The organism is Pseudomonas sp. PDM28, from assembly GCF_019219115.1.
Classification (GTDB): domain Bacteria; phylum Pseudomonadota; class Gammaproteobacteria; order Pseudomonadales; family Pseudomonadaceae; genus Aquipseudomonas; species Aquipseudomonas laurylsulfatiphila.
Genome location: NZ_JAHUWG010000004.1, coordinates 83,349 through 95,954, shown reverse-complemented (window position 1 = coordinate 95,954; position 12,606 = coordinate 83,349). Strand labels below are relative to the sequence as shown.

At 61.5% G+C, this 12,606-nt stretch carries 9 protein-coding genes; 5 read left to right on the top strand and 4 right to left on the bottom strand.

The features are described 5' to 3' along the window. Positions 1–241: 241 nt before the first annotated feature. Positions 242–2,602, bottom strand: coding sequence for a TonB-dependent receptor (locus tag KW841_RS09825; RefSeq protein ID WP_218475604.1), 2,361 nt, complete (start codon positions 2,600–2,602; stop codon positions 242–244). Positions 2,603–2,735: 133 nt separating this feature from the next. Continuing rightward, positions 2,736–3,656 (bottom strand): TauD/TfdA family dioxygenase, encoded by a 921-nt coding sequence (locus tag KW841_RS09820; protein WP_218475601.1) that lies wholly within the window; start codon positions 3,654–3,656, stop codon positions 2,736–2,738. A gap of 183 nt (positions 3,657–3,839) precedes the next feature. On the opposite strand from KW841_RS09820, the gene KW841_RS09815 reads away from it, so the two are divergent. Continuing rightward, positions 3,840–4,760 carry a LysR family transcriptional regulator gene (locus KW841_RS09815; RefSeq protein WP_218475598.1) on the top strand — a complete coding sequence of 307 codons (921 nt, stop codon included), beginning with the start codon at positions 3,840–3,842 and terminating at the stop codon, positions 4,758–4,760. A 51-nt stretch (positions 4,761–4,811) separates the two neighbouring features. Here KW841_RS09815 and KW841_RS09810 read toward each other — a convergent pair whose 3' ends face one another. After that, the gene (locus KW841_RS09810; protein ID WP_007972938.1) at positions 4,812–5,825 is read right to left on the bottom strand and encodes an ABC transporter substrate-binding protein; all 1,014 of its coding nucleotides are present in this window, start codon (positions 5,823–5,825) and stop codon (positions 4,812–4,814) included. A gap of 401 nt (positions 5,826–6,226) precedes the next feature. On the opposite strand from KW841_RS09810, the gene KW841_RS09805 reads away from it, so the two are divergent. From KW841_RS09805 to KW841_RS09795, 3 genes are read left to right on the top strand one after another with little or no spacing between them, the layout of a single operon-like run. Next, positions 6,227–7,825, top strand: a complete 1,599-nt coding sequence (locus KW841_RS09805; protein ID WP_218475595.1) for an ABC transporter permease — start codon at positions 6,227–6,229, stop codon at positions 7,823–7,825. Next, positions 7,822–8,637, top strand: a complete 816-nt coding sequence (locus KW841_RS09800) for an ABC transporter ATP-binding protein (protein ID WP_218475593.1) — start codon at positions 7,822–7,824, stop codon at positions 8,635–8,637. The genes KW841_RS09805 and KW841_RS09800 overlap by 4 nt, the downstream gene beginning before the upstream one ends. Before the next feature lie 15 nt (positions 8,638–8,652). After that, positions 8,653–10,263, top strand: a complete 1,611-nt coding sequence (locus KW841_RS09795) for an arylsulfatase (RefSeq protein WP_218475591.1) — start codon at positions 8,653–8,655, stop codon at positions 10,261–10,263. 130 nt (positions 10,264–10,393) lie between these two features. Here the strand turns inward: KW841_RS09795 and KW841_RS09790 are convergent, their stop codons facing one another. Next, entirely contained in the window at positions 10,394–11,467 is a 1,074-nt protein-coding gene (locus KW841_RS09790; RefSeq protein WP_218475589.1) for a fatty acid desaturase, read from the bottom strand. A 100-nt stretch (positions 11,468–11,567) separates the two neighbouring features. On the opposite strand from KW841_RS09790, the gene KW841_RS09785 reads away from it, so the two are divergent. Then, complete coding sequence (locus KW841_RS09785) at positions 11,568–12,572, top strand: AraC family transcriptional regulator (protein WP_218475587.1); 1,005 nt, start codon at positions 11,568–11,570, stop codon at positions 12,570–12,572. Positions 12,573–12,606: the final 34 nt, after the last annotated feature.

The following is a 12,606-nucleotide window of genomic DNA, read 5'->3' as shown; positions in this document are numbered from 1 at the left end:
CTCTTTGCGGATAACCGGAACGTCGTGCTGAACATCCCCCGACGACGCCCCGGTAGAGCAATCATTGGCTTGAACGCTTAGCTCTTAAAGTAATGTTTAAGCTTATATTTAGAACCAATACGAATAAACAAAACCCTCAATCCACCGCCAGAGCCCGTCGTTCAAGGGCTCCGGCGTAGTGGAAAAAATCCGATGCTTTTCGGGCATTGAAAGTATTCATTCGAAGCATGCTTTTTCGCCGTCAGAAGTCGTATCGGCCGGTCACACCCAGCGTGCGTGGCGTACCGAGCAGGCCTTCATAACCACCATTGGCGGCCGTCCACAGCGTCGTGTAGTAGGTTTTGTCGAAGGCGTTTTTCAGCCACAACGAAACGTCCCACTGCCCCTGGTTGAAGTCGCCGCGCAGGCCGGTGGACAGGTTGACCACCGCATAACTCGGGATCTGCCCGAAGTCGGAGTCTTCCACCGTGCCCACCGCTTTGGAGCGGAACGCATAGCTGGCGGTGACGTACTCCTCGAAGCCGTTGCTCAGGTTCCACTTGTATTCGCCGTTGGCGTTGCCGATCCATTTCGAGGCGCCGACCACTTGATGGCCAGTGAGGTCGCAAGACGCCGGAGCGCCCGGCGCCAGGCTGACTTCCGGCGGGCACGGCGCATCCTTGTAGGAGAGGTAGCTGACGTCGTTGTACGAACCGTTGATGTTCAGCGTCAGGCCACGCAGCGGGATCAGGGTGCTTTCGAATTCCACGCCACGGGAGCGCACGGAACCGGCATTGGTCAGGTATTGCACGCGATTGACGTCGTCATAGGCGTTGGTCTGATAGCCGTTGACCTGGGTCCAGAACAGGTTGGCGTTGAGTTGCAGGCGACGGTCCCACAGGGTGCTCTTGAAACCGAGCTCGGCGTTGTTGGCGCGCTCGGTGCCGATCAGCAATGAGTCGGCCCCGGCCACCGGCGCCATACCGACGGCCAGGTTGACCCCACCGGATTTTTCGCCGTGGGACAACGTGGCGTAGGTGAGCAGGTCCTCGGTGAGGTGGTAGCTGAGGTTCAACAGGCCTGAAGGACTGGAGCTGTACTGGTTCAGATCGCCGGAATCGTAGGCCCCCGCACGAGCACGTCGTGCCGCGGCCGCCGCGCCGGTGACTGTGGCACCACCGGCGGGCGCATTGCGGGTCACCCAGGCGTTTTTCTCTTCATAGGTGCCGCGCAGGCCGGCAGTGAAATCCAGGCGTTCGGTCAGGTGCCAGGTGCCCTGTGCGAACAGCGCGAAGCTGTTGGTTTCGATATGACCGTTGCCGACACTGTCGATGTTGTTCAGCGCACCGGTGGGCGTGCCACTCCAGATATCCGCTTGCGGCCCGTAAAAGGTGAAGGATTTGTTGTCCAGGTCGGAGCCGAAGTAATAGGCGCCGAGCACGTAATCGAAGAACCCGCCGGTAGGCGACGCCAGGCGAAACTCCTGGGAGTACTGCTTGTCCTCCACCGAAACCCCGGCGTTGTAGAAGACGGTTGCATTCAGGCCGTCATCATTGCGCGGGGTGAAATTCCACCAGCGGTAAGCGCTGATGGACGTCAGGGTGAAGTCGCTCGGCAGCGTCCAGTTGGCCTCCACCGATGTGCCGCCCTGATGCACGGTGACATGCTGGTCGTTGTTCAGGTTGACCTTGCGGTGGGTGCCGTCGACCAGTGTCGCGCCCGTGGCATTGGCCCGGGTCTGGTAAAGGTTGGTGCCATTGATGGTCGGCCCGGTGTTGAACAACACCCGGGTGCCGGCGCTGGAATCTTCTTCGTTGTAGTCGCCGATCCAGCGCAGGTTGAACGATTCGTTCGGCTTGAACAGCAACTGGCCACGGAAGCCATCGCGCGAGCCGCCGTTCAAATCGTGGCCGTCGAATTCGTTCTTGATATCACCGTCGCTGCGGGTGCGATACGCAGAAAAGCGCCCGGCGAGCTGGTCATTCAGCGGGCCGGAAATCGTGCCCTTGGTCTGGAAATAGCCATCCTCGCCCACCGAAGATTCGATGCTGCGTTCCGGAGTGAAGGTCGGCGCACGGGTGCTGATGTTGATCACGCCGGCGGTGGTGTTCTTACCGAACAAGGTGCCTTGCGGACCGCGCAGCACTTCAAGCTGCTCGATGTCCATCAGGTCGAACACAGCCATGCCTGGCCGGCCGAGGTATACGTTATCGAGGTACAGGCCGACACTGCCTTCCAGGCCATCGCTGGCCGGGTTGTTGCCCAGGCCACGAATCGACACGCTGGACTGGCGCGCATGCATGTAGGCAACGTTGACGCTGGGCACCAGTTGCTGCAAATCCTGGATGCGATAGACCCGCTGGGCTTCCAGGGTCTGGCCGCTGACCACGCTCATCGGGGTGGGTACGTCCTGCGAGCTTTCTTCGCGGCGGCGAGTCGTGACCGTCACGGTTGCCAGTTGGGTATTGTCGGCCGTGGCGGTTTTTGCCGGGGTGGTTTCAGGGGTGGCGCTCTCGGCCGCATAGCCTTGGGTCCAGCTGGCACTGCCTGCCAGTAGCAGGGCCAGGGGCAGGCGTTTGAGCCGTTGTGGAGAGTGGGTTGGGGCGAAATGCAACGGACTCATAAGGCGGGTTCCCGATCAAAAAAAGTTCTTTGTTGCTTGCCAGGCCGCCTTCGCGAGCAAGCCCGCTCCCACACTGACCGTGTGAACACTGGAGATCCCCTGTGGGAGCGGGCTTGCCCGCGAAGGCGTCGGCTCAGACGCCGCCGATATCCGGCCCTTTCACCGTCTGGCTGACCTGCCCGTTCACACCCACCGGCACTTCACCCTTGAGCGTCACACGACGCACGATCCGGTCCTGGGTCCCGTAGTCATCCACCGCATAATGCTGGGTGGAGCGGTTGTCCCAGATCGCCACGTCACCGGCCTTCCAGCGCCAGCGCACGATGTTTTCCTGGCGGATCACATGGCTTTGCAGCAACCCGAACAGGTGCGCCGAATCGGCCTGGGAATAGCCCTTGATGCGTTTGACGAAATGCCCCAGCAACAGGCTCTTCTCGCCGCTGATCGGGTGCACGCGCACCACCGGGTGTTCGGTCTCGTAGACCGTCGAGGTGAAGACCTTGCGATAGCGCTCCAGCTTCTCCGCCGAAACGTCCGGCCGGGTCCCGGCGTAGTCGTATTCGTTGCTGTGCACGGCGACCAGTTTGTCGGCCAGTTCACGCAGCTCCTCCGATAACCCGTTGTAGGCGGTGGCAGTATTGGCCCACAGGGTGTCGCCACCGAAAGCCGGGGCCACCACCGAGCGCAGGATCGAGGCTTTGGGGTAGGCCTCGACGAAGGTCACGTCGGTGTGCCAGGAGCTCGCACGCTGGCCCTCGGCACCGTCCAGTTCCAGCAGAAAACGCGTGCCTTCACGCACCGGCACGGTCGGGTGGGCCACCGGTTCGCCGAGCAGGTGGGCGAACGCCTCCTGGCGCTGATCGTCGAGTTGGGTCTGCTCGCGGAAGAAGATCACTTTGTATTGCAGCAGCGCCTGTTGAATGGCTTCAACAGTGGCGGCATCCAGCTCGCCGGAAAGCTGTACGCCACGGATTTCGGCACCAATGCGACCGGCCACCGGATGGATTTCAAGCGTGTGAACAGCGGGTTGTACTGCGAAAGCGGCATTGCTCATGGGTAGACCCTCATCAGACTGCTTGCGGTTGAACCGGCCGCGAAACATTGCTCTATCTATATTCAATTTAGATCTAATAGATATCAACATGCTTCGTTGACGGAATAAGAGGTTGCATTTAAAACCTCAGTCAACCCTCGTCGCAAATGCCTTCGAGCTATTTTTAGGATGCCGGAAAAGCATATGGATCTTCGCCAGTTGCGTTACTTCATCGCCCTCGACGAACACCGCAGTTTCGTGCGCGCGGCCGAGGCCATGGGCATTACCCAACCGGCCTTCAGCCGCAGCATCCAGGGGCTGGAGCAAGAGTTCGGCTGCGTGTTGGTGGACCGTGGCAACAAGGATTTGCGCCCCACCCCCGAGGGCCTGGTGGTGCTGCAACATGCCCGCAGCCTGGTGCAGGGTGCGGCGCTGCTCAGCTCGGAAGTGACGCAGATGACCAAGCTCGATGCCGGGGAACTGCGCTTCGGTTGCGGCCCGGCGCCGGCGGTAAAACTGGTGCCGGATGCGGTGGCACAATTCATCAATGCGCACCCGAAAGTGCGCACCTGCTTCGAAGTGGATAACTGGGAAAAACTCAGCCGCGCCCTGAGCCGTGAGGAGATCGAGTTCTTCATCGCCGACATCCGCCACTTCGAGTCCGACCCGAACTTCCAGACCCAGGCGCTGACGCCCAAGCGCGGTGTGTTTTTCTGCCGCCCCGGGCATCCGCTGCTGGCCAAGGAGAGCCTGTCGACCAACGACATGTTCGATTACCCGCTGGCGACCACGAAGATCCCGCCAGGCATTCGCAAACTGCTGGCGAATCTCAGTGGGCGGGTGGATTTTTCGCCGACCCTCGAGACCGAACATTTTCCGGCGCTGGTGAAGGTGGTGCTGCAATCCAACGCCATCGGCGTGGGCACGCAAGAGGCGTTCATCGAAGACATTGCCCAGGGTGCGCTGGTGCTGCTGCACTGGCGCAATTTGCCGCAGAACATCGAGAGCATGAATGCGCGGTGCGGGATTGTCAGCCGCACCGGGTTCCGGTTGTCGCCGGCGGCGCGGGCGATGATCGAGACGCTGGTGGCGGTGGACAGGCAGCAGATCAGCGTTGCGGTTTGATGGCCCTATCGCGAGCTTGCTCGCGATGGGGCCAGTGAGCTCACTGAAAATTCAAAGTTTTGCCGCAGCCAACTCCGGCGCCACCCAATCCGTCACCTTGAACGACTTGCGAATCAGCTTCTGCTGCGATGCCAGGTCCACCGCATCCTGCAATTTGCCAAGGAACACCGGATCAAGTGTCGACGGGAACACCTCGCTCAATTTCTGATCCTTCAGGTCCTGGCTGAGAATCACCGGCGGGTAACTCGCCAACCCCGACACCAACTGAACATAAGCATCCTTGTTGCTATCCTGGGTCAGCCACGCCACCGCTTGCTGTTGAGCCTTGAGCAGTGTGGCGACCGCCTCGGGGTGCTCATCGACGAACTTCCCGGTCCCCACCAACACGGCCTGCACACTACCGGCGCCGCCCAGGTCCTTGGTGGTCAGAGGCAGCTCGGCCAATCCCTTGGCCTGTAATGCGGTAAGCCCGGAACCACCCCACGAGGCATCGATCTGCTTCGCCGCCAGCGCCGCCACCGCCGCGTTGAAGTCGAGGTTGATGACTTTCACATCCTTCTCACTCAACCCCTGACTGGCCAGCGCCGCATCGAAGGACAACTGGCTGGCCGTGCCACGGAAGATCGCCACGCGTTTTCCCTTGAGGTCTTGCAGGGTCTTGATCCCCGAACCCGGTACCACGCCGAGGTAATGCTTGACCCCGCGCGCCGAGGCGCTGAGCAATCGCGTATCCAGGCCATTGGACTTGCCGATGATGGCTGCCAGGTCGCCGAGGTAGGCCAGGTCCACCTGACCGTTGGCGAACGCCTCGTTGATCACCGGGCCTGCGCCCTTGAAGAAGCTCCACTGAATCTTGATGCCTTGATCGGCAAAGGCCTTTTCGAAGATCTGTTGATCGCGCAACACATCCACTACACCGCCACCGCTGTGCTGGGTACCGGCACTCAGGTCCGGCACGGCGATGCGGATTTCCTTGAGCTCACCGGCGTTGGCCGTGAAGGCCAGCAGCCCCGCCAGGGCCGGCGCGGCGAACAGGCTGATGACACGTTTGAAGGGAAGGTTCATGGGTGCGGCTCCTTGGGGCAACGGGCGTTGATGAGCCGAAAGTAGGCCGAATCAGAACCAACACTTAAATACTATAAATTCACATTTTTAGATCATATAGATCTATATCAACAGCGGCGGACCTCTCCGCCGGGTATGCCTTGGCAGCATTGAAAATATTCTTCGAATGCATTGGATGCGGCGGCTGATCGAGGCCTTAAATGGTCTCGCTTATCTCTCAATAGCATTTATTTGAATTTTTATAGATCAATTTCGCATACACCTTAACCCCTGTGGGAGCGAGCTTGCTCGCGATAGCGGTGTGTCTCCAGCACATAAGTCGCCTGACACACCCTCATCGCGAGCAAGCTCGCTCCCACAAAAAGCAGGCTTGCATTGCAACCCGACAACGGAGGTCACCCATGGCCCGTGTTTCCCTTCTGAGCCTGCCGCTGGCCTCACCCCGGCTTGATGGTCGACGGCATTGGCCGACACTGAGCCAGCGGCTCTTGCCCTGGCTGCTGCCCTTCAGCCTGTTTGCACTCTGGTGGCTCGCCAGCCGCAACCACTGGATGAGCGAGCAGATCCTGCCGGCACCGACCCTGGTCTGGAGCAGCGCCGTTGAGTTGTCCCAAGGCGAGTTGTGGAGCCATTTGTGGATCAGCCTGCAACGCTTGTTCTGGGGGCTGCTGGCCGGGATCAGCGCTGGCGCAGTTTTGGGTGCTGCGCTGGGTTTCAGTCGTCGACTGGAGCGCCTGGTATTTCCCACCTTCGCCGGGTTGGCGCAAGTCCCGACCCTGGCCTGGATTCCCTTGTTCATGGTGTTTTTCGGCATCGGTGAAGTGCTGAAACTGGTGGTGCTGATCAAGGCCATCGTGGTGCCGGTGACCCTGCACACACTGGTCGGCGTGCGCGACGCGCAACCCAGGCTGCGCGAAGTCGCCGCCGTGTTGCGCCTGCCCAGGCACCTGTTGATCCGCCGTCTTGTGCTGCCTGCCGCACTGCCGGCCTTCATGGCCGGTGTGCGCCTTGCGCTGGCCGCCGGATGGACCTCGCTGCTCGCTGTCGAACTGCTCGCGTCCAGCGAAGGCATCGGCTACCTGATGGTCTGGGCACGCCAGTTGTTCATGCTCGACATCGTGTTCGTGTGCATTGTGGTGATCGGCTTGATCGGCGTGGCGATGGACCGCGGCATCGGCCTGCTGGACAGGAAGCTGGTGCACTGGCCGCACCCGGCCACCGCCGAAATCCGTCGCGGGCCGCGTTATCAAGGCTGGCAGCGATTGCAACCGTGGCTGCTGCCGCTGGCGCTGCTGGCGTTGTGGCAACTGAGCTCGGATCAGCAATGGATCGACCGGAACATTCTGGTCAGCCCGCTGGCCGTCCTGCACACCACTTGGCATGGCCTGCTCGACGGCACGCTGATTGGCGGCATGGCCCTGAGTCTGGGCCGAACCCTTGGCGGGTTACTGCTCGGTGGCGGGCTCGGCTTTGCTCTGGGCCTGCTGCTGGGACTGTCGCGCACCAGTGAACGCGTGCTCGGCCCGACCCTCGCCGCCCTCCGCCAGATCGCCATTTTCGCCTGGGTGCCGCTGCTCACCGCGTGGTTCGGCCTGGGGGAATTGGCCAAGTGGGTGTTCGTCGCCCTCGCCGCGTTTTTTCCGCTGTTCATCGCCACCCAACGCAGCGTCGCCAATCTCTCGCCACAACTCAACGAGGCCGCGCAGGTGTTGCGCCTGAACCTGCCCCAGCGCCTGCGCCGGCTGATATTGCCGGGGGCGGCGCCAGGGATTTTCGCCGGGCTCAGGCTGAGCCTGATCTACGCCTGGCTCGGCACCATCGGCGCCGAATATTTCATGCCGTCCAACGGCGGCATCGGCAGCCAGATGATCGGCGCCCAGCAACTGCTGCGCATGGACCTGATCATGGCCGGCATGCTGCTGGTGGGCCTGACCGGCGCCCTGCTCAACCTCATTGGCCAACGCCTGGAAATCCGCGCCACTCGCTGGAGACACGCATGAACGCACCGATTGTCAGCTTCAATCACGTGGGCAAGACCTTCGACGTCGACGGCTTCGAACTGGAGGCCATTCGCGAATTCAACCTGGACATCGCCGAGGGCGAGTTCGTCGCCATCGTCGGCTCCAGCGGTTGCGGCAAATCCACTTTGCTGCGGCTGCTGGTGGGCCTCGACAGGCAATTTCGCGGGCAGATAAGGGTCGATGGCAAAGCCGTCACCGGCATCGGTGGCGAGCGCGGCATCGTCTTCCAGGAACACCGTTTGTTCCCGTGGCTGAGCGTGGCCGACAACATCGGTCTGGGCCTGGTCAACGAGCCATTGAGCGCCGCGCAAAAGCACAAGCGTATCCATGACTTCATCGAACTGGTGGGCCTGGGCGACTTCGCCCGCGCCTATCCGCATCAGCTCTCCGGCGGCATGGCGCAGCGCGTGGCCATCGCCCGTGGCCTGGTGGCCAGCCCAAGGATTCTGCTGCTGGACGAGCCCTTCGGCGCCCTCGATGCGCTGACCCGCCAGCAGATGCAGGACGAACTGCTGGCGATCCGCGCGCGAGCAAAAATCACCACGGTGCTGGTCACCCACGATGTCGAGGAAGCGATCTTCCTCGCCGACCGCGTGGTGGTGATGGAGCCGCGTCCGGGGCGGATCAAGCAAGTGGTCGACATTGCCCTGCCCCATCCGCGCCAGCGCAGCAGTTTCGACTTCCACCAATTGCGCGAAGAACTGCTTCACGAACTCACCAGCGACGGTCACTACCAGCCCCCCGTGCCGGTGCAGGTCCGCGATCTGCCGCTGTCCTTCATTGCCTACTGAAAAAGGAAACACTTGATGCCGCAACGTCCCAACTTTTTAGTGATCCTGGCCGATGACCTGGGCTTTTCCGACATCGGTGCCTTCGGTGGCGAAATCAATACACCGAACCTCGATGCCCTGGCCAACAATGGCCTGCGCCTGACCGATTTCCACACCGCACCGACCTGCTCGCCGACCCGTTCGATGCTGCTCACCGGCACCGATCACCACATCGCCGGCATCGGCACCATGGCCGAAGCCTTGACCCCGGACCTGATCGGCAAACCGGGTTATGAAGGGCACTTGAACGACCGCGTGGTCGCCCTGCCCGAGCTACTGCGCGAGGCGGGTTACCAGACGTTGATGAGCGGCAAATGGCACCTGGGCCTGACCGCCGAATTGGCACCCCACGCCCGAGGTTTCGAGCGTTCGTTTTCGCTGTTGCCCGGTGCGGCCAACCATTACGGCTTCGAGCCGACCTACGATGAAACGACACCACGACTGCTGAAATCCACGCCGGCGCTGTATATCGAAGACGACCAGTTCATCGACGAACTGCCGAAGGATTTTTATTCCTCCGACGCCTTCGGCGACAAGCTGCTGCAATACCTCAAGGAGCGCGACCAGACCCGACCGTTCTTCGCCTACCTGCCGTTTTCCGCACCGCACTGGCCGCTGCAGGCACCGGCCGAGGTGGTGGAAAAATACCGCGGGCGCTATGACGCCGGCCCTGAAGTGCTGCGGCTGGATCGTCTGGAAAAGCTCAAGAAGCTGGGATTGATCGAGGCCGATGTCGAGCCGCATCCCCTGATCCAGCTGAGCGCACAGTGGGATGCGTTGAGTGATGAACAGCGGCAGATTTCCGCGCGGGCCATGGAAGTTTATGCGGCGATGGTCGAGCGCATGGACTGGAACATCGGGCGTGTCGTCGATTACTTGCGCCAGCAGGGACAACTGGACAACACCTTCATCCTGTTCATGTCCGATAACGGCGCCGAAGGGGCGTTGCTGGAGGCCTTTCCGAAATTCGGCCCGCAGTTGCTGACCTATCTCAACCAGCACTACGACAACAGCCTCGACAACATCGGCCGGGCCAATTCCTACGTCTGGTACGGGCCGAACTGGGCGCAAGTTGCGACCGCGCCGTCGCGACTGTTCAAGGCCTTCACCACCGAAGGCGGGATTCGCGTGCCAGCGCTGGTGCATTACCCGCAGCTGCCGCTCAAGGGCCAGATCAGCCATGGGTTCGGCACGGTGATGGACATCACGCCGACCATTCTCGACCTGGCCGGCGTGCGCCATCCGGGCAAGCAATGGCACGGCAAACCCGTGGCGCAAGTTCGCGGGAAGTCGTGGCTGGGATTCCTGTCGGGCGAGACGGCGCACGTGCATGACGAGCACACCGTGACCGGGTGGGAATTGTTCGGTCGGCGGGCGATTCGGCAGGGGCAATGGAAGGCGGTGTACATCCCGGGACCGGTGGGGCCAGCGACCTGGCAGCTGTATGACCTGGGCAGTGATCCGGGGGAGATTCATGACCTGGCGTCGAGCCAGCCGCAACGGCTCAGTGCCTTGATCGAGCATTGGCAGCGGTATGTGGATGAGACTGGGGTGATCTTGAGTGAGTCGCCGTTTCAGCCGGATTGATGTTGCCTGATACAACGCTTTCGCGAGCAAGCCCGCTCCCACAGGTTTCTGCGGTGAATGCAAAATTTGCTTTCAACACAAATCACTGTGGGAGCGGGCTTGCTCGCGAAGAGGCCCTTACAGACAACCCTTAAGCCTGAGCCGTACGCCCCTTTTCCGCGACCAACTCTTCCCTACGCTTAAACCGATTCGCCCGCGCAAACGTACCGAAATCATTGAACCGCACCCCCATCTCGCGCATCACCTTGTGCCCCACCGGCACGGTCAACTGGCGGATGTAGAACGGCTCCTTCACCACAAAGTGATGGATCCCGTGGCTGCTGCCGAAGTTGAAGCAGAACGCCTGCAGAGGCCACAGCCACGGGGCATTGAGCACCTGGCACTGCTGCATCACGTTGCCCGGCTCCACGTCACCGTAGTAATGCATGTTCGAGCTGATGAAGTGCAGGCAGAAGGTGCGCAACACGTTCGGGCCGATGATCACGACGGCCGCGATGTCGATGACCTGCATCACCGACAACATCGTTGCCGACCACTCGATCGGCGCGCCCATCAGGTGCGCAACGCCGTTCGCTGCATGGAAACCGAGAAACACGTACCACGCACCCCAATGCATCAGCGCCAGCGGTGCGTAGACCTTCAGCGTGCGTTTGATGATGCTGAACTTCATTGCCAAGGTCTTGGCGCGCAGCATGCGGATGACCGAGGACATGATGTTGTCGCCGATCATCAACAGCCGCGCAAAACCCCAGGGTTCGCCATTGGTGATGGCGCGCTCTTCCGTGTCGGTCTCAGAGCCCGACACCTTGTGGTGATTGAGGTGCAGATGGCGGCGAATCCAGGGATTGATGGTGCTCGGCCGCGCCAGCCACACCAATCCCATCATCAGGTTGTGCGGCACCTTCTGCTTGCGGAAGTACATGCTGTGGATCAGGTCGTGTTCCAGCTCATGGGTCAGCGAGGCGAAAAAAGCGTTGAGCAACAGGCACGCCCACCAGGCCATGTGCCCGCTCATGTAGAGCGCCGCCGAACCGACCATACCGGCGATGGCGAAGGTCAGAATGCCTGCGCCGAGGGCGTCCTGATGCTTGAGAATCGGGTATTTTTCACGCAATTCGACACCTCTGGCCAGCACCACTTCACGGATATGGGCTGATCGTTGGGCTGCATTCAGTCGTTGGGGGCTTGCAGAAGTACGGTCCATGCTTCCATCCTCTGGTTATTGATGGTTGCATCCTGCCTTGCGGAACCTCGCAATGCGGTAGCCGTGAACGCCAACCTGTTGACTGGAAGCGCCAATCAGCATGACTGAACCGACCTCCCTCGCCAGCTGGACCCGCGCCCTGCGCAAGCAACTCGATGCCCTGGGCATTGACAGCACCGCCCTGTGCCAGCAATCGGGACTCGACCCGCAACTGATGGACGACCCGAACGCGCGCTACCCGCTGTCGGGCACCACACATCTGTGGAATCTGGCGGTGCAGGCCAGCGGCGACCCGGCGATCGGCTTGCGGGTTTCGCGCTTCGTCAGCCCGACCACCTTCCATGCGCTGGGTTATGCGCTGGTGGCCAGCGGCAGCCTGCGGGAAGTGTTCGAGCGCATCGTGCGCTATCACCAGGTGGTCAGCGATGCCCTGGAGCTGGAACTGACCCGCGACGAGGATCGCTACCGTTTCCGCCTGAAAATCCCCGCTGGCAATCCCGCCCCGGCCTTCGAAGCCATCGATGCGTTCATGGCGATTTACGTGCGCACCTGCCGCAATCGCCTGGGCCGCGACTACGCACCGCTGGAGACTTACCTGCGCCGCCCGGAGCCGGCAGACGCGCACCAATGGCATAAAGTCTTTCGCTCGCCCGTGCACTTCGGTGCCGATGAGGATCGGCTTGAGTTCGCCCTCATCGACTTCGACAGCCACCTGGATGACGCCAACCCGGAACTGGCCGAACACAATGAAACCGTGCTCAAGCGCACCCTGGCGCAACTCAAGCCGCTGACGTGGGAGCGCAAGGTCCGCGACGCCATTGAAGAACAACTGCCCGAAGGCGAACCCAGCGCCGAACACATCGCCAAGGCCCTGCACCTGAGCCTGCGCAGCCTGCAACGGCACCTGGCGGACGAGGGCTGCCGGTTCGATACGCTGCTCAACGAAAGCCGCGAAAACCTCGCGCTGTTGCACCTGCGGGACCCGCAGGTGTCGCTGAGCGAAATCAGTTATCTGCTCGGGTTTGCCGATACCAGCAGCTTCAGTCGCGCATTCAAGCGTTGGACCGGGATGACACCGGGGCAGTTTCGGGATGGGTTGCGCTGATGGATTCGGAAGGTGAGTTGGCTGGTCTGGCCCC

What these genes read in the sequence shown, in the direction of transcription:
- KW841_RS09825 (WP_218475604.1), bottom strand. Translation starts at nt 2,602, where the DNA reads ATGAGTCCGTTGCATTTCGCCCCAACCCACTCTCCACAACGGCTCAAA.
- KW841_RS09820 (WP_218475601.1), bottom strand. Translation starts at nt 3,656, where the DNA reads ATGAGCAATGCCGCTTTCGCAGTACAACCCGCTGTTCACACGCTTGAA.
- KW841_RS09815 (WP_218475598.1), top strand. Translation starts at nt 3,840, where the DNA reads ATGGATCTTCGCCAGTTGCGTTACTTCATCGCCCTCGACGAACACCGC.
- KW841_RS09810 (WP_007972938.1), bottom strand. Translation starts at nt 5,825, where the DNA reads ATGAACCTTCCCTTCAAACGTGTCATCAGCCTGTTCGCCGCGCCGGCC.
- KW841_RS09805 (WP_218475595.1), top strand. Translation starts at nt 6,227, where the DNA reads ATGGCCCGTGTTTCCCTTCTGAGCCTGCCGCTGGCCTCACCCCGGCTT.
- KW841_RS09800 (WP_218475593.1), top strand. Translation starts at nt 7,822, where the DNA reads ATGAACGCACCGATTGTCAGCTTCAATCACGTGGGCAAGACCTTCGAC.
- KW841_RS09795 (WP_218475591.1), top strand. Translation starts at nt 8,653, where the DNA reads ATGCCGCAACGTCCCAACTTTTTAGTGATCCTGGCCGATGACCTGGGC.
- KW841_RS09790 (WP_218475589.1), bottom strand. Translation starts at nt 11,467, where the DNA reads ATGGACCGTACTTCTGCAAGCCCCCAACGACTGAATGCAGCCCAACGA.
- KW841_RS09785 (WP_218475587.1), top strand. Translation starts at nt 11,568, where the DNA reads ATGACTGAACCGACCTCCCTCGCCAGCTGGACCCGCGCCCTGCGCAAG.